Origin of the sequence: Candidatus Pelagibacter sp. HIMB1321 (assembly GCF_900177485.1) — a bacterium.
Lineage (GTDB): Bacteria > Pseudomonadota > Alphaproteobacteria > Pelagibacterales > Pelagibacteraceae > Pelagibacter.
Map to the genome: position 1 here is coordinate 295,044 of NZ_LT840186.1, position 17,532 is coordinate 312,575.

Genomic DNA, 17,532 nt, shown 5'->3' on the forward strand with positions numbered 1-17,532 from the left:
TTAAATATATTACAGATAAAATTTCATCACTCATTTAGATGAATTCAAGAAAGATCAATTGCAAATTTTTTTAAAACTTCAATAGGTAAAATTTTTAAAGTATTTTGATGAGTACTTTTTAAATAAATAGGGCATCCTTTACCTGCCTCTACAGCTTTTGCATACCAACTTGCACACACACACCAGCCATCTCCATCTTTCAATCCAGGAAAACCAAATTCAGGATGAGGTGTAATTAAATCATTACCTGCTTCTTTACACCATTCTAAGAATTCATCTGTAACTTTTGCACAAACAGTATGAACACCATGATCATTTTCATCTGTATTACAACATCCATCTCGATACCAACCTGTTAATGGATAAAGTGAGCATTGCTCTAGGTCTTGGCCTAGAACATTTTTATGTTTGTCACTCATTTAAATTTTTGTTGGATTGGGTTGTCCCTTGTAAACTTCCTCAGGATCAAATTTCTTTTCTGTTTCTAAAAACTTCATTTCAATTTTTCTTCCATTATCAATTGGACCCAATGGAACCGATCTATAAAAGCATGATCTGTATCCAACATGACAACTAGCTCCATCACCAATATCAACTGTCAGCCAAATTGAATCTTGATCATCATCAATTCTTATTTCCGTAACCTTTTGAGTAAATCCACTTGTTTTTCCTTTGTGCCAAATAGCTTTTCTTGATCTACTAAAATAATGAGCTTCTTTTGTTTCAATTGTTTTTTTTAAAGCTTCAACATTCATATAACCATGCATTAAAATATCTTTCGTTTTAGAACACATTGTAATTACAGGAATAAGTCCATCATTATCAAATTTTGGAGAAAGTAGATTTCCTTCTTCTATTTCAACGACATTTTCTCTTTTTTTGAACATATTATGTGATTATGTAGCATATATAGAGATATATTAAATATTTTAAAAATAAGATTTTATAGGTATAAAAACTTGCGATGAAATTAGTTAAAGAAACAGACAGTCAGCAAATTAAAAAAGTTTCAGATCAAGAAGCTGAGGAGGCTTTTAGAACAATCTTAACTTGGATGGGTGAAGATCCTGCAAGAGAAGGGTTATTAGAAACCCCTAAAAGAGTGACTAAAGCATTTAAAGAATATTTTGCTGGATACGCTGAAGATGCAAATAAAATTTTAGAAAAAACATTTGGTGATGTTGAAGGATATGATGATATGGTTGTTGAAAAAAATATTTCAGTAACAAGTCATTGCGAACATCATATGGCACCAATTGTTGGTACGGCACATGTTGCGTATATCCCTAAACAAAGAGTTGTTGGTTTAAGCAAATTAGCAAGAGTGGTTGAAGTTTTTTCAAAACGATTACAAACACAAGAAAGATTAACAATGCAAATTGCACAATCATTAATGACTGCTTTAGATGCAAAAGGTGTGGCAGTTACTATTGATGCAGCACATCAATGTATGACGATGAGAGGAATTAAAAAAGAACACGCTACCACAGTTACAAATTACTTTTTAGGTCAGTTTAAAGAAGATCTTTCCATTCAAAATAGATATTTAAGATTTATCAGTAAATAAAGTGTCTACTCAATTTAAAGCATTAATCATCGATCAAGAAGGTGAGGGTTTAAAACGAGAAATTAAATCTATTGATCAATCTTATTTAAAACATGGGGATGTTTTAGTTAAGGTAAATTATTCATGTTTAAATTATAAAGATGCACTTATTTTAAATAATGGAGCAAGATTAGTAAAAGAATATCCACATATTCCAGGAATAGATTTTTCAGGAACTGTTGTAGAGAGTGGAAGTGATAAATTTAAAAAAGATGATGAAGTTATTCTCACAGGATGGAGAGTAGGTGAAATTTATTATGGTGGTTATTCTCAATTTGCAAAAGTAAATTCAGAATTTTTAGTCAAAAAACCAAAAGATTTAACAGCCAAACAGGCAATGATTATGGGTACAGCTGGGTTAACAGCTCTGCTATGTGCTTTTGCAATAAAAGCAAGAGAAGAACTTTTACTAGGAGAAAAAGTTAAAGATGTGCTTGTAACAGGTGCTTCAGGTGGTGTTGGTAGTATTGCAGTTATGATCCTAGCAAAGTTTGGTTATGATGTTACAGCAGTTACAGGAAAAAAAAGTAATGAAGAATATTTAAAATCGATTGGCGCAAAAACTATTATAAATAAAGACGATTTAGACAAAGATCCTCGACCATTAGATAAAGGTTTATGGGATGGGGTAGTGGATACTGTTGGTGGAAAAATTTTAGCTAATGCTCTAGCTCAAACAAGAGATAACGGTATTGTTGCTGCATGTGGAAATGCAGCAGATATTAAACTTAATACAACTGTAATGCCTTTTATAATTCGTGGAGTTAAACTTTGGGGAGTAAATTCTGTAACTGCTTCTATTAAAAGAAGAGAATTTGTTTGGAATGAAGTTGCAAAAGTTATTAATTTTGAACTTTTAAAACAATCAATCAAAACTATTGGTTTAGAAGAATTAATTGGAATTTACTCAAAGATGTTAAAAGGAGAAACGTCTGGCAGATATATTGTAGATGTTAATAAATAATGGATTGGGACAAATTAAAAATTTTTCATGCTGTAGCTGAAGCAGGAAGTTTTACTAATGCAACAATAAATTTAAATTTAAGTCAATCAGCTATTAGTAGACAAATTCAATCTTTAGAACAAGACCTTAAAGTTCAGTTGTTTGAACGTCATGCTAGAGGTTTAACTTTAACCGAAAATGGAGAATATGTTTTTAAAACTGCTCATGAAGTTATTAGTAAACTTAAAGAGGTCGAAACATCATTAGGTGACCAAAAAAACAAACCAACAGGAAAATTAACAATAACAACAGTCAGAAGTTTTGGTACACACTGGTTAACTCCAAGAATTGAAGAGTTTATGAGACTTAATCCTGAAATAGAAATTGAATTAGTATTTGATGATAAAGAATTAGATCTTAGTACAAGACAAGCAGATATTGGTATTTTCATGAGAAGACCAAAACAATTAAATTATATTCAGAAAAAACTAGTTGATATTAAATACTATATATATGGATCAAATAGATATTTAGAAAAATATGGAATGCCAAAAACAATTACCGACCTTAACAAACATAAATTTATTTCATTTGGAAAAGGTGCACCCTCACCAGTTTATAACCCTGATTGGGCATTAAAACTTGGAATGCATGATGGAAAAAAAAGAAAATCAATTATGAAAGTAAATAGTGTTATGGGATTATTGTTAGCAGTAGAGTCTGGCGTTGGATTAGCGGCATTACCAGAATATCTTGTTACTAATTCAAATAATGTGATTAAAGTTTTGCCTAAATCAGAAGGACCAATAACTGAAGCACATTTTGTGTATCCTCAGTCATTAAAAAATACAGCTAGAGTTCAGGCTTTTAGAAATTTCCTTTTTAGTAAGATAGGTGATTGGAAATAATCCCATTTTTCTTGACAAATACTTGCTAAAATGCGAATGATAATCATTCTCAATTAGAGAATTATCAAACCAACCAACAATATAAATAAGTAAATGAAATTTATTTTAGTAAGTTTTTTTGTATTAAATTTACTATCAACTTTTTTAAAAGCTAATGAGGTTAATGTATTTAGCTCAAGACATTACTCATCAGATATTCAGTTATATGAAAAATTTACTTCAATCAGTGGCATTAAAGTAAATATTGTTTCTGGAAAAGATGCTGCACTCCAAAAAAGAATTATAGAAGAAGGGTCAGACTCAAAAGCAGATATTTATATTACTGCTGATGCTGGAAGATTAGGTTTATTTGATAAAAAGGGCATGTTCCAAAATTCTATTTCACCAAAAATTAAATCAATAGTTCCAGAAAGTTTAAGAAGTGAAAATTGGACAGGGATAGCAAAAAGAGCAAGGATTATTTTTTATTCAAAAGATAGAATAAACAAAGAAGATATCAAAAATTTAAGTTATGAAGATTTATCTGATCCTAAATGGAAAAATAAAATAACAATTCGTCAATCAAATAATATCTATAACCAATCCTGGATCGCATCAATCATAAGTAATAATGGTAAAGAAAATACAGAAACATGGATAAAAAAATTTAAAGGAAATTTTGCAAGAGATCCAAAAGGAAATGATCGTGCTCAAATATTAGCTGTTGCTGCTGGAGAGGCTGATCTAGCAATTGCTAATACTTATTATTACGCACTTATGTTGTCTGGCCAAAAAGGATTTGAACAACAGGAAGCAGCAAAAAAAGTTTTACCACTCTTTCCTAATCAATCAAATAGAGGAACCCATATGAATATTAGTGGAGGTGGTATTTTAAAAAATGCTCCAAATCCTAAAAATGCAATAAAACTTTTAGAATTTCTTTTAACAGAAGAAGCTCAATTGCATATAGTCAAAAACACGTTTGAATATCCCATAAATGAAAATGTTGATCCTAGTGATTTAATTAAAAGTATGGGAACATTTAAACAAGATCTTTCAACACCAGTTGAAGATTATGCTAAATTTCAGAGTATTGCACTTGAGCTCATGCTTAGAAGTGGTTGGAAATAAATTTTACTTATATGATGAATAGATTAAACATTTGGTTTCTAAGTTCATTAACAATCTCGATAGTTGTTGCTATTCCTATTGTAATTATTTTTAGCAGTTTTTTTGAATTAACAAGTGAGTACAGTTTAATTTTAAAAGAAACATTTTTATTAGACTATATCGTAAATTCCCTGGTTTTATTAATTGGAGTAATAATTATTACTTCAATAATAGGAATTGGATGTGCATATTTAGTATCTTTTTATGATTTTCCAGGTTCTAAATTTTTTAAATGGGGATTGATATTATCATTTGCAGTACCAGCCTATATTTATTCATATTCACTTACTGCTTTTTTTGAAAATTATGGAACTGCATATTCGATATTGAAATCTTTATATGGTGATGGTGATTACAATAAATATATTCCAAAATTAGATGGAATGGTGGGTGCGACTATTGCAATTTCATTTTCAATTTTTGGTTATGTTTATGTTTTAACCAGGGCATCATTTCATTATCAATCACAAAATCTCATTGATCTTGGTAAAAACTTAGGTTTTGCAAAGAAAAAAACATTCATGAAAATCATCCTGCCAGCTGCAAGACCTTCAATAATAGCAGGACTATCTCTTGTTGCTATGGAAACACTATCTGATTTTGGTTCAGTATCTTTTTTTGGAGTTTCAACGTTAACTACAGGAATTTATAATGCTTGGATAACTTATGATGATTTAACATTAGCAAACCAATTATCATTTTATCTATTAATTTTTATATTTATTCTTTTTACATTAGAAAATATTTCAAGACAAAAAGCTCAATATCATTCTCCCTCAAAAAGTGGAATTCAGTCTAAAACAAAAATATTACTTAAGGGTCATAAAGCTATACTTGCTTTCGGAGTATGTTTTTTAGTTTTTTTTATAAGTTTTTTATTTCCCGTTTCTCAGATGGCCTACTGGACTTATTTATTTCCAAATCACTTAGTAGATCTAAAGTTAATTGAATTATTGACTAATACTTTATTACTAGTTTTTTTGTCCTGCTTATTATTAATTTTTTTAAGTTTCATTTCTAACTATGGAAATAGAATAACTAAAAGTAAGCTTCTTCAATATCTCACAACATTTTCTATATCAGGATATGCAATGCCAGGAATTATTTTAGCAGTTGCTTATATTTCATTCATATCATTTTTAGATAACAATTTATTTTTAAATTTAAAAATAAAATCATTTTTCATAGGTTCTGTTTTTGGATTAGTGTTAGTTTATTTTGTGAGATTTTATTCATTAGCTAATAATGGATTAAAATCTGGTTATTTAAAGATTAATTATTCAATTGATGAAAGTGCTTATTTGCTTGGTTATTCTAAAATTAAAACTTTTACTAATATTCATTTACCTTTTTTAAAAAATTCTATTTTTTTAGTTATAATTTTACTTTCAATAGAAATAGTTAAAGAATTACCAATTACTTTAATTATGAGACCTTTTAATTTTGACACATTTGCAACAACTGCTTATGTGTTTGCATCTCAGGATCTACTTGAAGCAGCAGCTGCACCTGCATTATTTTTAATCTTAATATCAAGTATTTTTATATTATTAACCTCAAGATATATATTAAAAGAAAAATAATGAATAATTTTTTTGAAATTAATAATGTTACTTTTGCTGCTAGCAAAAAAAACAAAGTTAATAATGTATCTTTAAAAATAGAAAATGAAGGTGATGTGGTTTGTTTACTTGGTCCATCCGGTATTGGTAAAACCACAATTTTAAGAACTATAGCTGGTTTAGAGAAAATAAAATCTGGATCAATTAATTTAAACGGCAAAGTAATTTCTTCTGAAAATTTACACATAGAACCAGAGAATAGAAATATATCATTATCATTTCAGGATAATTCTTTGTTTCCTCATTATAATGTTATCGACAATATTAAATTTGGAGCTGAGAGAAATAAAAGAAAAAATAAGAGACTTAAATTAACTGAAATTCTAGAATTTTTGCATCTAGAACATATTCAAAATAAGTTTCCTCATCAAATTAGTTCTGGGGAGGCTCAAAGAGCAGCATTAGCAAGATCATTGTTATCAATGCCTGATTTACTTCTTCTAGATGAACCTCTTTCTAATATTGATCAAAGTTTTAAAGAGGAAATCCAAGTAAAATTAAAACAATTACTTAAAGAATATAAGATCACTACTATTATAGTTACACATGACTCATATGAAGCTTTTTATCTTGGAAATAAATGTGGGATAATTTTAGATGGTCAGTTAAAACAATATGACGATCCATATAACGTATATCATTTTCCAAATTCTATAGAGGTTGTAAACTTTTTAAATAGAGGGATATTAATTCCAGCTAAAGTGATAGATGAAAAATCTCTTGAAAATAAAGATCTTGGATTAATTGAAGGTGATTTTGTTAAACATTATCCAAAAGGGGCTAATGTTAAATTGTTACTTCAGCCAGAAGATCTAGAACATGATGATAAAAGTAATTTAAAACTTGAGGTAGTTGATAGAAAATTCAGAGGAACAAACTTTATTTATACACTTAAAACACAAAGTAATTTATTAATACCGGTGTTCGTTCATTCTCACCATGTTCACCAACATGAGGTCGATGAAAAATTTGGAATTAAAAGACCTATTCATATTGATCATATAGTTTGTTTTGATTAATAGACATCAGAATAATGAAAAAATCTAAATTATTTGTGAAAGGCATAATTGATGTTTTGCCTTTATTGATACCTGTAGTTCCATTTGGAATAATTTTAGGTGCAATAGGAATTGAATTAGGTTTTAGTGTACTAGAGACATTTGCTACTTCATTAATAATTTTTGGTGGAGCATCTCAAATAGTTTTTTTACAATTATTTTCTGGTGGTGCCTCTTCTATTATAACTATTACTTCAACATTTGTAGTGAATTCAAGACACTTACTTTATGGAGCAAGTTTAAGTGAATATTTAAATAAGTTATCAATTGGATGGAAAATAATCTTATCTTACCTACTTACTGATCAAGCATACGCTGTTTCAAATATTTTTTTTGAAAAAAATAAAGATAATGATTTAAAACACTATTACTTACTAGGCTCTGGTTTTATACTTTGGTTTGTTTGGCAAATTTTTACTTTTGTTGGAATTTTTTTAGGGTCGATTGTTCCTGAAGAACTAGGTTTAGCATACACAATACCTTTGACATTCATATCATTATTAGTTGGTTATTTTAGAAAGTTGGATCATTTGATTGTAATTTTAATATCAGGGATACTTTCAATTACCCTATATGATGTACCATTGAAATCTTATATTATTTTATCTAGTTTTTTATCTTTGATAGTTGCTTTTGCAATCATCCATCTAAAAGGAAATTCAAAATGATTTGGTATGGAATTATAATTTCAGGGATATTAAATTTTTTAACAAAATTTTTATCCTTAACTTATTTTGACACTAGCAAAATGAATCCAATGGTAAAAAAAATTTTAGCTTATGTTCCATCAGCTGTATTTCCCGCAATAATTTTTCCTGGAATTTTTTTAGATACAAATGGAATGATTGATATTGAAAACAATCCAAAAATATATGCTTCAATTGTTGCTGTTATTATTGGAATATTAAGTAAAAATATTCTAGCTACCATTTTTTCTGGTTTAGCCACATATTGGTTTTTAATATTTATTTAGTAATTAATAAATGAAAAAACCTTTAATCAATAATGAATTGCTAGGTATCTTTTATATGATCCTATGCCAATTTTCATTTGCAACTAACGATGCCATGGTCAAGTTTATTTATCAAAATTTTGATGAAATTTTTGTTTTGAATCAAGTAATTTTTATTCGAGGAATTTTTGCACTATTTTTTATTGGAATATTTTTATATTTCAAAAACTTATTGAACTTTAAAATAATTTTTTCCTCTAGACAGTTATCAATTAGAGGTGTTTTTGAAGCATTTGCTGCTATTTGTTTTTTTATTGGAGTTGCAACTTTACCATTTGGCATGGTCTATGTTTTATTAAGCTTAGCACCAATTTTTATGACTGCCTTTGGAGCATTATTTCTTAATGAAAAAGTGAGATGGAAAAGATGGAATGCAGTAATATTAGGGTTTATTGGAATTATAATTGTTATAAATCCAAAAGAACTTGAGTTTGGTTATTTTTTTATTTTCCCATTATTATCTGCAATTCTTTTGTCTTTTAGAGATATGTATACAAAAAATATCAAAGGAAATTTTCACAGTCTACAAATTGCATTTATTACTTGTTTAGTAGTTACAATTTTTTTTGGATTTTTAAGTCTTTATAAATTCTTTAATTTTAGCTTGAAAGAATATTTAATTCTCTTTGTAGCATCATTCTTTTTATCATTAGGATACATATTTTCTGTTGCAACAATTAAAGTTGCCTTAGTTTCTGTTACTTCAACTTTTAGATATTCAGTAATTCTTTGGGGTATTTTATACGGCTATTTTTACTTTGGAGAGATACCTAATACTAATACCTATATAGGTGCAGTATTGATAGTTATTAGTGGTTTAATCATAATTACACGTCAAAAACAGCTTGGTAAGATTAAGTAGCATAATAAGAGCTTATTTTATCCATTGCATCAACTTGACTGCATTATTTATATTTTCCTTATTAAAATAAAATGTTAGGATTTTTAAATTAATTTTAACGAGAGGTAATAATGAGAATATTAAAAAGTACATTAGTTGCTGGATTAATTTCGATTTTTGTATCTTTCTCAAGTTTTGCAGAGAAAGTAAAAATTGGAGATCCAGGTTGGACTGGTGCTACTGCAATTGCAAATTTATTAGCCGCAGTAGTATCTGATAAAATGGGTGGTGAAGTAGAAATTGTTCCTGGTAATAACACTTCTATTTATGCTGCAATCGACAGAGGTAAAGGTGAAATTGATGTGCACCCTGATATTTGGTTACCAAACCAAGAAGCTTACACAAATGATTTAGTTCCAAAAGGAACTTTAAAATTAAGCAGTAAGCCATATGAAGGTAATCAAGGTTATTGTGTGTCACAAGCTTTTGCAAAAAAAATGAACATCACTTCAATTTTTGATCTTGGAAGACCAGAGGTTGTTAAAGCAATGGATAGCGATGGCAATGGTAAAGGTGAGTTTTGGATTGGTGCAGATGGTTGGGCTTCAGCAAATGTTAATGAAGTAAAAATTAGAGATTACAAATTACTTGATGCTGGAATTGAGCCAATAAGAGCTGCAGAAGCAGTTAAAAATGCAAGAGTACTAGACTCAATTAAAAAAGGGGAAGGTTACGCATTTTATTGTTACAAACCTCATGCAATCTGGGGCATGGCTGACGTAGTTATGTTAGAAGAACCAAAGTATGATCCTGCAAAATATAAGATGATACAACCAAAAGCAGACCCTGATTGGTATAAAAAATCTTATGTTGCATCTAAAGATGCTTTGAAACAAATCCAAATTGGATGGGCTACTTCTTTAGAAAAACAATCACCAGCAATTGTTGAATTTTTCAATAATTTCCAACTTACAGCTGACGATGTATCATGGATGGCGTACGAAGTATCAGTACAAAAAAGAGATCCAGGTGAAGTTGCAAGACAATGGATGAGTGAAAATTCAAAAACAGTTGATGGTTGGTTAGGTTTATAAAAAACAATCATTAAATTTCTACCTGGCAGATAATTTCTGCCAGGTATTCAATAAAAATTATGTCATCACAAAGCTTAGGTTGCGATATACAAATTAAAAATGTTTGGAAAGTATTTGGCAATACTTCAGCAGAAGCTTTAGATGCTATACAAAATCAAAAAATTTCAAAAACTGAAGCGCTTGAAAAATTTAACTCAGTAATTGGTGTATCTGATGTTTCTTTTGATGTTAATCCTGGTGAAATTTTTTGTGTAATGGGATTATCTGGAAGTGGTAAATCAACATTAGTCAGGCATATTAACAGATTATTAGAACCAACATCTGGTCAAATATTAGTAAATGGCCAAGATGTTATGGGATTAGAAAAAGAAAGTTTGCAAGAATTTAGAAATAAAAAGATTGGAATGGTATTTCAAAATTTTGCTTTAATGCCTCATAGATCAGTAATTGATAATATTGCAATGCCAATGGAAATAAGAGGTGTAAATAAAAATCAAAGATACGAACAAGCTAATAAAATTTTAGATATTGTTGAGCTGCAAGGATGGGGAAATAAGTATGCTCATGAATTATCAGGAGGAATGCAACAACGTGTTGGATTAGCTAGAGCATTAGCAGCAAATCCAGAAGTGTTATTAATGGATGAGCCATTTTCTGCATTAGATCCTTTAATTCGTAGACAATTACAAATTGAATTTATCAATCTTTCAAAACAGATGAAAAAGACAACTGTCTTTATTACTCATGATTTAGATGAAGCGGTAAAAGTTGGTCATAGAATTGCAATAATGAGAGATGGAATGGTAATCCAAATTGGAACGCCAGAGCAAATTGTTATGAATCCAGCTGATAATTATGTTGCAGACTTCGTTAAGGGAATTTCAAGATTGAAAGTGGTTGAGGCAAAAACAATCATGAAATCAAAAGAACAATTTGAAAAAGAAAATGGACCATTACCTTCTAATGCAATTGAAATGAAAGAAAATGATTTATTGACAAATCTTATTGAAAAATCTGTTTCTAATAACGCGCCAATTGTCATTAAAGATAATTCTGGAAATTTGATTGGAGCAATATCACAAAAAGATCTTTTAACCTCTGTTGTTGAGGGTCAAGATGAGTAGTAGAAAAGAAATAGAAATTTCAAATGATGAACAAATAACAAATTTTGTTCAAACTAGTTCTAAATATTACATAAAAGAATTCAATAAAATTGGTAACAGTTCAAAATATGTTATTTCATTTAATAAAAGTGCATTTTTATTAGGTTCTCTTTGGTATAGTTTTAGAAATCTTTGGAATTGGGCCTTAGCTTTTTTAATTATTGAAACTTTTGCAATCACTCAAATTGTTAGAGGTTTTTTTGGAAATATAAGCGCAGAAGCTTATAAAAAGATAGACCAAATCCAGTCCACAATCGACTTTAGGCAAAAACAACTAGAAGCAGCCATAGAGCAAAATTCTGATAAAGTTGAAATGTTTCAAAGGACAATTAAATCTTTAGAAGACTCTATAGCAGGTTATGTTGCTGAAGCACAAAGAATTGAAGCATCAGGTATTTGGATTGCTATTTCAGGAATAATTTTGCTTATCGTTATTAGAGTAATTCAATCAATGTCGGCTAACACTATTTTAGAAAAAAGATATTCAGAATGGTTATCTGACAAATCAATAAGCCCTGGTATGAAAATAAATAATATAATTTTAAGTGTAGTTTTTGTTTTGGTGATTATAATTTTTTCAACTATTCATTATAGTTTTCCTAACTTTATGGATGTAATGAAGGATTTCCCCACTCATCCTGATATAAGATTAAAATCAATTGCTGGTGTTGAAGGTGCATTTGATTACGCGGTTATTAAAGGTGATCGAATATTTGATGCAATAACTTTTGGAATTAGATCTGTTTTAGACTCTTTAGAATTGTTGTTTGTAAAAACTCCTTGGATTGTAATTATAAGTTCAATTGTTTTATTAACAGGTCTATCTGCAGGTCCACGTGCTGCAATATATTCTGGAGCTTTTCTAGCATACATGGGTTTTTTAGGTTTTTGGATAAAAGCAATGACAACACTAGCTTTACTTGGAACGGCAGCTTTATTAAGTATTGTTATTGGTATTCCACTTGGAATTTATTGTTCAACCAGACCTAGGTTTTATGCATTTATAAGGCCCATCATGGACTTTATGCAAACCATGCCAGCATTTGTATTCATGATACCGGTTATTGCTTTTTTTGGAACTGGAAAAGTTGCAGCTGTAATTATCACAATGATTTTTGGAGGAACCCCAGTTGTAAGGTTAACTGTTTTAGGTTTAAAAGGAGTGCCACAAAATATTCGGGAAGCTGCAATCGCTTATGGTGCTTCCAAGTGGTACTTGTTAACTAAAGTCGACATTCCGCTTGCAATGCCAACTATTCTTGCGGGTGTTAACCAAACAGTAATGTTAAGTTTAGCAATGGTTGTTGTTGCATCATTAATTGGTGCAAAAGGTTTAGGCCAAGATGTTCTTGAGGCCTTACAATATGCTAATGTTGGACAAGGTATTCTGGCTGGTATTGCAATTCTTTTTGTAGCCCTACTTCTAGACAGGATAGTTCAAGGTAAAAAAAGAGTTTAATACTTTATTGAGTTATAAATAAGTTTTATTAATTAAATTTTTATTATAGGCTAATTGAGTGAATTTATTAAAAGACAGTTTTGGGAGAAAATTTCCCTATATCAGATTATCCATCACTGATGTTTGCAACTTCAAGTGTGGATATTGTCTACCCAATGGTTACCAAATTGACAAAAGTGACAACCGAACATTTTTGAATATAAATGAAATTGAAAGATTAACAAAAGCATTATCTGAATTAGGAGTTTGCAAAATAAGATTAACAGGTGGAGAGCCCACTGTTAGAAAAGATTTTTTTGATGTTTTAAAAGTAATAAAGAAACATTCAGGAATAAAAAAAACTGTAATCACTACAAATGGTTATCACTTAGATAAAAAAGCTCAAAAAATTAAAGAAAGTGGCTTAGATGGTATTAACATAAGTATTGATAGTCTTGATAGAGAAACCTTTAAGTACATAACAGGACACGATCGTTTACCAGAGATTTTAGAAGGAATAAAAAAATTACAAGAACTTAATTTTAAAAATATTAAAATTAATGCTGTTTTACTTAAAGGTGTAAATGACAAAGAGGAAGATTTTAAGAAATGGGCTGAATTTATAAAAACAAACGAAGTTGATTTTAGATATATTGAACTGATGCAAACTGGAGATAACTTAGATTACTTTAATAGATATCATGTGCCTTCTTCAAAGTTTGTTAATTATTTAAATGAAAGAAATTGGATTTTTCAAACATTTGGAAAAGATGCGGGCCCATCTAAAAATTATATTAATACTAATTACAAAGGTAAATTTGGTGTGATAGCACCTTATTCAAAAGATTTTTGTAAAAGTTGTAACCGTTTAAGAATAACAGCAAAAGGTGATTTAAGACTTTGTTTGTTTGGCAATACTGGAATTAATATTCGACATTTAATGCAAAAGGATGATCAAACTGAAGAACTAAAAGATTTAATTTTAAAACAACTTAACTTCAAAAAAGAGTCCCATTATTTAGAGCTTGGAGAAACAGGTCTAACTAAAAATTTATCTACTACAGGAGGCTAATGAATAAACCAAAAGTAGTTGAGCATGATAATCTTCAAGATTGGGCTAAAGAAATTTTTCAAAAAAATTCTTTTAATATGATTGATGTTTCTTCTAAGAAAGAAACGTTTAGAAGAGCTTTAGCAGCTGGAAAAATTTATGTGGGTAAAGAAGTATTTGATTTAATAAAAAATAAACAAATGCCAAAAGGAGACCCTGTAACCTTGGCAGAGGTTGCCGCTGTTTTAGGTGTAAAAAAAACGAGTGAACTTATTCCTTTATGCCACCCATTGCCAATTGATCATACAGCAACAAAAATTATTTTAATCGAAGAGGATTACTCACTAGAAGTTTATTGTGTTGTATCTGCTGTAGCAAAAACGGGTGTTGAAATGGAGGCGATAATGGGAGTGAATGCTGCATTAACAACTATTTATGATCTAAGTAAAATTGTTAACCCTCATCTAAAAATTGATAATGTGAAATTATTAATTAAAGAGGGTGGTAAAAGTGGAGTATGGACTAATCCAGATGGTCTTCCAAAGTTTTTAGAAAATATTTTCTAATTAATAATGTCATTAAATTTAAGTTCTCAAAAGATTATTAAAGATTGGATTGATTACAATGGTCATATGAATGTGGCTTATTATCTACTTATATTTGATAGATATGGAGCTGATAAATTAAATACCATTTTTAAAATGGGTGAAGAGTCTGCAAAAAATACTGGTATGAGCACAATGATTGTTGAAAATAATATAGCCTACAAACGTGAGCTAAAAGTAGATGAAGAAGTAGATATCAATTTAATTTATTTTAATCACGACAAAAAAAGACTTCATTATAAATTTGAGATGATTAATAAAAAAGATAACTCACTATCAGCAACTTTTGAAGCCTTAGCTTTGTATGTTAACTTAAAAGATAGAAAAGTCTCTGAGTTTGAAGGGGAAAAAATATCAATAATGCAAAATTTTATTAAAGAAAATAAACACAATTTTAGCGATGAAGATTTAAAATATTCATCAAAATTAAAAATATGAAAATTGTTTTAGAGTTATTTGGAGCAAGTAGAGATTTTAGTGAAAAAGGACATATAGATTTTGAAATACAAAAACCAATTTTAATCAAAGAATTTAGAAAAGTTATTAGTAACTATCTCAATGAAGAATTTAATGGTAACGATTCCTTTTTGCAAATAGTTAAAAATTCTGCTTTTTGTTCTGAAGAAAATGAAATTATTAGCGACAATTATAAGATCACAAAAGCTCAAAAAATTAGTATTATTCCTCCAATCGGAGGTGGTTAATGCTGCATACCAAAATTGTAGATACCAAAAAAGAACAAATTAAAATTTCAGACGCAGAACAATTTATTGCCTCATCAAAATTTGGTGCAAATATCTATTTTACAGGCACTGTAAGAAATCTTAATGATAATAAAGAAGTAACAGGAATTACTTATGATAGTCATGATGAAATGGTTATTAAAAGTTTCGAGGAAATCTATAATGAAACTGAACAAAAATTAAATATTCAAGATAAGGCAGTTTTTATTGAACATGTTAAAGGATATGTAAAGTTAGGTGAGATGAGCATAATTATTGCTGTTGCCTGTAAACATAGAGATCAAGCATATGTTTTATCTAGATATATTATTGAGGAAATAAAAAAAAGGACTCCAATTTGGAAAAAAGAACATTATATAAATGAAGACAGCCAGTGGTTAAAAGGCAATCCAATTAAAACTTAAAATGATTTTTAGACAACTGTTTGATAAAGTTTCGAGTACTTATACTTATCTAATCGCTTCAGCTAGAGGACGTGAGGCTTTAATCATAGATCCGGTATTAGAAAATGTTGATCAATATATAAAACTTTTAAATCAATTAGATTTAAAGCTAGTTAAAGTTATTGATACGCATATTCATGCAGATCATATTTCAGGTATTGCTGAACTTAGAGATAAGACAAATTGTGTAACAGTCATGGGTGACAAAACTCCTGCAGATGTTGTTGCAATGCGAGTTTCAGATGAAGAAAATATTAAGATTGATGGAATAGATTTAAAAGCAATCTATACTCCAGGACATACAGCTGAAAGTTTTAGTTTTTTAATGTGTGATAGAGTTTTTACTGGAGATGCATTATTGATTAGAGGCACTGGTAGAACTGATTTTCAAAATGGTGATCCAAAAGATTCATATAATTCAATATTTAATAAATTATTAAAACTTCCTGAAGACACTTTGGTTTATCCAGGTCATGATTATAAAGGTGAAACAGTCAGCACAATTATTGAAGAGAAAAAATTTAATCCAAGATTACAAGTACAATCAGTTGATGAATATGTTGAGATCATGAACAACTTAAAATTACCAGATCCAAAAATGATGGATGTGGCTGTACCAAGTAATCTTAAACTTGGTATCGATTTTAATCGTCAAAAAGTAAATAATGGAATTGAGCCTGCGGAATTTAATAAAATTAAAAAAGATCCAAGTGCTATTTTGATAGATTTAAGAGAGCAAAGTGAAATTGATAAAGAAGGAATGATCAAAAATAGTGAAATAGTACCATTTCCTTCGATGTATGAATATTTAGATAAAAATAAGAATAAATTAAAGGATAAAAAAATTCTTTTTTATTGTGCACACGGTCATCGTTCAACTCTAGCAGTTCAAATATCTAAATCTTATGATTTTACTAATTGTTGTCATCTAATTGGCGGATTAGAAAATTGGAAAAAAGAAGGTTTAGATTTAAACTAATGAATAGATATATAAAATTAGTTTTCACTATATTTTTTATATCGTCCATAAATACAATAGCATTAAGTCACAATCATTTTCCAATAACTAACGACTCTAAGTTGTTGATAGAGAGAGGAAAAATAGCTTATCAAAATAATTGTGTGTCATGTCATATGGTTGATTTATCGGGTGCTAAAGATTGGAAAGGTTTAGATGAGGATGGACAACGAAAAGCCCCGCCTTTAAATGGCACAGGTCATACTTGGCATCATGACGATGAAACTTTACATGCAATAATAAAATATGGACTTGCAAAATTAGTAAAAAACTATGAAGGTAAAATGATGGGTTTTGGAGACAATTTATCAGATAAAGATATCGATGGGATTTTAGCCTATATCAAATCTTTTTGGCCAGAGGATAAATACGAATATCAAATTAATTTGAATAAATAATTATGACAGCTGCAACTTTTAATTGGTCTTGTAATCATACTTGGAAAAGAAGTGCAATAAATACTGCATGGTGTTTATTAGGTTGTGCAATAGGAGATTTTGGAACAATTTTATTTTTTCAGATCACTCAAATTCCATGGCCGGTTTTAGCTATTATGACTTTAGCAATTATTAATGGTTTGATCACAAGTATTATTTTGGAAACTATCATTTTAATAAGACAAAATTTCAAATTTAAAGATGCTTTGAGAACTGCTTTGGGAATGAGTTTTATCTCAATGGTTAGTATGGAAATTGCAATGAATTTAACAGATTACCTTTTAACAGGTGGAGCTATGTTAACATGGTGGGCTTTTCCTATAATGCTAATAGTTGGATTTTTAACCCCATGGCCTTATAATTATTGGAGATTAAAAAAATTTGGTATAGCTTGTCATTAG

At 29.2% G+C, this 17,532-nt stretch carries 22 protein-coding genes; 20 read left to right on the forward strand and 2 right to left on the reverse strand.

Annotated elements, in window-relative coordinates; all coding sequences use genetic code 11:
* Positions 1-44: 44 nt before the first annotated feature.
* Positions 45-419 (reverse strand): DUF2237 family protein, encoded by a 375-nt coding sequence (locus B9N70_RS01580; RefSeq protein ID WP_085114066.1) that lies wholly within the window; start codon positions 417-419, stop codon positions 45-47.
* Positions 420-887: a phosphoribosyl-AMP cyclohydrolase gene (gene hisI / locus B9N70_RS01585; protein ID WP_085114067.1), complete on the reverse strand. Its 468-nt coding sequence runs from the start codon at positions 885-887 to the stop codon at positions 420-422.
* A 77-nt stretch (positions 888-964) separates the two neighbouring features.
* Here hisI and folE point away from each other — a divergent pair, with 77 nt between their 5' ends.
* The 20 genes from folE (at position 965) to B9N70_RS01685 (ending at position 17,532) form a co-directional block, all read left to right on the forward strand.
* On the forward strand, positions 965-1,567 hold the full coding sequence (folE, locus tag B9N70_RS01590) for a GTP cyclohydrolase I FolE (protein WP_085114068.1): 603 nt from the start codon (positions 965-967) through the stop codon (positions 1,565-1,567).
* A gap of 1 nt (position 1,568) precedes the next feature.
* The gene (locus B9N70_RS01595; RefSeq protein ID WP_085114069.1) at positions 1,569-2,570 is read left to right on the forward strand and encodes an oxidoreductase; all 1,002 of its coding nucleotides are present in this window, start codon (positions 1,569-1,571) and stop codon (positions 2,568-2,570) included.
* A complete protein-coding gene (locus B9N70_RS01600; RefSeq protein WP_085114070.1) occupies positions 2,570-3,457 on the forward strand; it encodes a LysR family transcriptional regulator in 888 nt (295 codons plus the stop codon). Before B9N70_RS01595 ends, B9N70_RS01600 begins: the two co-directional genes overlap by 1 nt.
* A 93-nt stretch (positions 3,458-3,550) precedes the next feature.
* Positions 3,551-4,567 (forward strand): extracellular solute-binding protein, encoded by a 1,017-nt coding sequence (locus tag B9N70_RS01605; protein WP_085114071.1) that lies wholly within the window; start codon positions 3,551-3,553, stop codon positions 4,565-4,567.
* Between the two features lie 14 nt (positions 4,568-4,581).
* Positions 4,582-6,189: an ABC transporter permease gene (locus B9N70_RS01610; RefSeq protein ID WP_231909413.1), complete on the forward strand. Its 1,608-nt coding sequence runs from the start codon at positions 4,582-4,584 to the stop codon at positions 6,187-6,189.
* Entirely contained in the window at positions 6,186-7,247 is a 1,062-nt protein-coding gene (locus tag B9N70_RS01615) for an ABC transporter ATP-binding protein (RefSeq protein ID WP_157101736.1), read from the forward strand. Before B9N70_RS01610 ends, B9N70_RS01615 begins: the two co-directional genes overlap by 4 nt.
* 14 nt (positions 7,248-7,261) lie before the next feature.
* Positions 7,262-7,954, forward strand: a complete 693-nt coding sequence (locus B9N70_RS01620) for an AzlC family ABC transporter permease (protein ID WP_172819939.1) — start codon at positions 7,262-7,264, stop codon at positions 7,952-7,954.
* Complete coding sequence (locus B9N70_RS01625; RefSeq protein ID WP_085114074.1) at positions 7,951-8,259, forward strand: AzlD domain-containing protein; 309 nt, start codon at positions 7,951-7,953, stop codon at positions 8,257-8,259. The genes B9N70_RS01620 and B9N70_RS01625 overlap by 4 nt, the downstream gene beginning before the upstream one ends.
* A gap of 10 nt (positions 8,260-8,269) precedes the next feature.
* On the forward strand, positions 8,270-9,160 hold the full coding sequence (locus B9N70_RS01630; protein WP_231909414.1) for a DMT family transporter: 891 nt from the start codon (positions 8,270-8,272) through the stop codon (positions 9,158-9,160).
* 110 nt (positions 9,161-9,270) lie between these two features.
* The gene (locus B9N70_RS01635; protein WP_085114075.1) at positions 9,271-10,233 is read left to right on the forward strand and encodes an ABC transporter substrate-binding protein; all 963 of its coding nucleotides are present in this window, start codon (positions 9,271-9,273) and stop codon (positions 10,231-10,233) included.
* Positions 10,234-10,292: 59 nt separating this feature from the next.
* A complete protein-coding gene (locus B9N70_RS01640; protein ID WP_085114076.1) occupies positions 10,293-11,357 on the forward strand; it encodes a quaternary amine ABC transporter ATP-binding protein in 1,065 nt (354 codons plus the stop codon).
* Positions 11,350-12,855 carry an ABC transporter permease gene (locus tag B9N70_RS01645; protein WP_085114077.1) on the forward strand — a complete coding sequence of 502 codons (1,506 nt, stop codon included), beginning with the start codon at positions 11,350-11,352 and terminating at the stop codon, positions 12,853-12,855. The genes B9N70_RS01640 and B9N70_RS01645 overlap by 8 nt, the downstream gene beginning before the upstream one ends.
* A gap of 58 nt (positions 12,856-12,913) precedes the next feature.
* Positions 12,914-13,906, forward strand: coding sequence for a GTP 3',8-cyclase MoaA (gene moaA, locus B9N70_RS01650; protein ID WP_085114078.1), 993 nt, complete (start codon positions 12,914-12,916; stop codon positions 13,904-13,906).
* The gene (gene moaC / locus B9N70_RS01655; RefSeq protein WP_085114079.1) at positions 13,906-14,451 is read left to right on the forward strand and encodes a cyclic pyranopterin monophosphate synthase MoaC; all 546 of its coding nucleotides are present in this window, start codon (positions 13,906-13,908) and stop codon (positions 14,449-14,451) included. Before moaA ends, moaC begins: the two co-directional genes overlap by 1 nt.
* A gap of 6 nt (positions 14,452-14,457) precedes the next feature.
* The gene (locus B9N70_RS01660; RefSeq protein ID WP_085114080.1) at positions 14,458-14,928 is read left to right on the forward strand and encodes a thioesterase family protein; all 471 of its coding nucleotides are present in this window, start codon (positions 14,458-14,460) and stop codon (positions 14,926-14,928) included.
* Positions 14,925-15,194: a molybdopterin biosynthesis protein MoeD gene (locus B9N70_RS01665; protein WP_085114081.1), complete on the forward strand. Its 270-nt coding sequence runs from the start codon at positions 14,925-14,927 to the stop codon at positions 15,192-15,194. The genes B9N70_RS01660 and B9N70_RS01665 overlap by 4 nt, the downstream gene beginning before the upstream one ends.
* Positions 15,194-15,637: a molybdopterin synthase catalytic subunit gene (locus B9N70_RS01670; protein WP_085114082.1), complete on the forward strand. Its 444-nt coding sequence runs from the start codon at positions 15,194-15,196 to the stop codon at positions 15,635-15,637. The genes B9N70_RS01665 and B9N70_RS01670 overlap by 1 nt, the downstream gene beginning before the upstream one ends.
* Before the next feature lies 1 nt (position 15,638).
* Complete coding sequence (locus B9N70_RS01675; RefSeq protein WP_085114083.1) at positions 15,639-16,655, forward strand: MBL fold metallo-hydrolase; 1,017 nt, start codon at positions 15,639-15,641, stop codon at positions 16,653-16,655.
* Positions 16,655-17,092: a c-type cytochrome gene (locus B9N70_RS01680; RefSeq protein ID WP_085114084.1), complete on the forward strand. Its 438-nt coding sequence runs from the start codon at positions 16,655-16,657 to the stop codon at positions 17,090-17,092. The genes B9N70_RS01675 and B9N70_RS01680 overlap by 1 nt, the downstream gene beginning before the upstream one ends.
* A 2-nt stretch (positions 17,093-17,094) precedes the next feature.
* On the forward strand, positions 17,095-17,532 hold the full coding sequence (locus tag B9N70_RS01685; protein WP_085114085.1) for a DUF4396 domain-containing protein: 438 nt from the start codon (positions 17,095-17,097) through the stop codon (positions 17,530-17,532).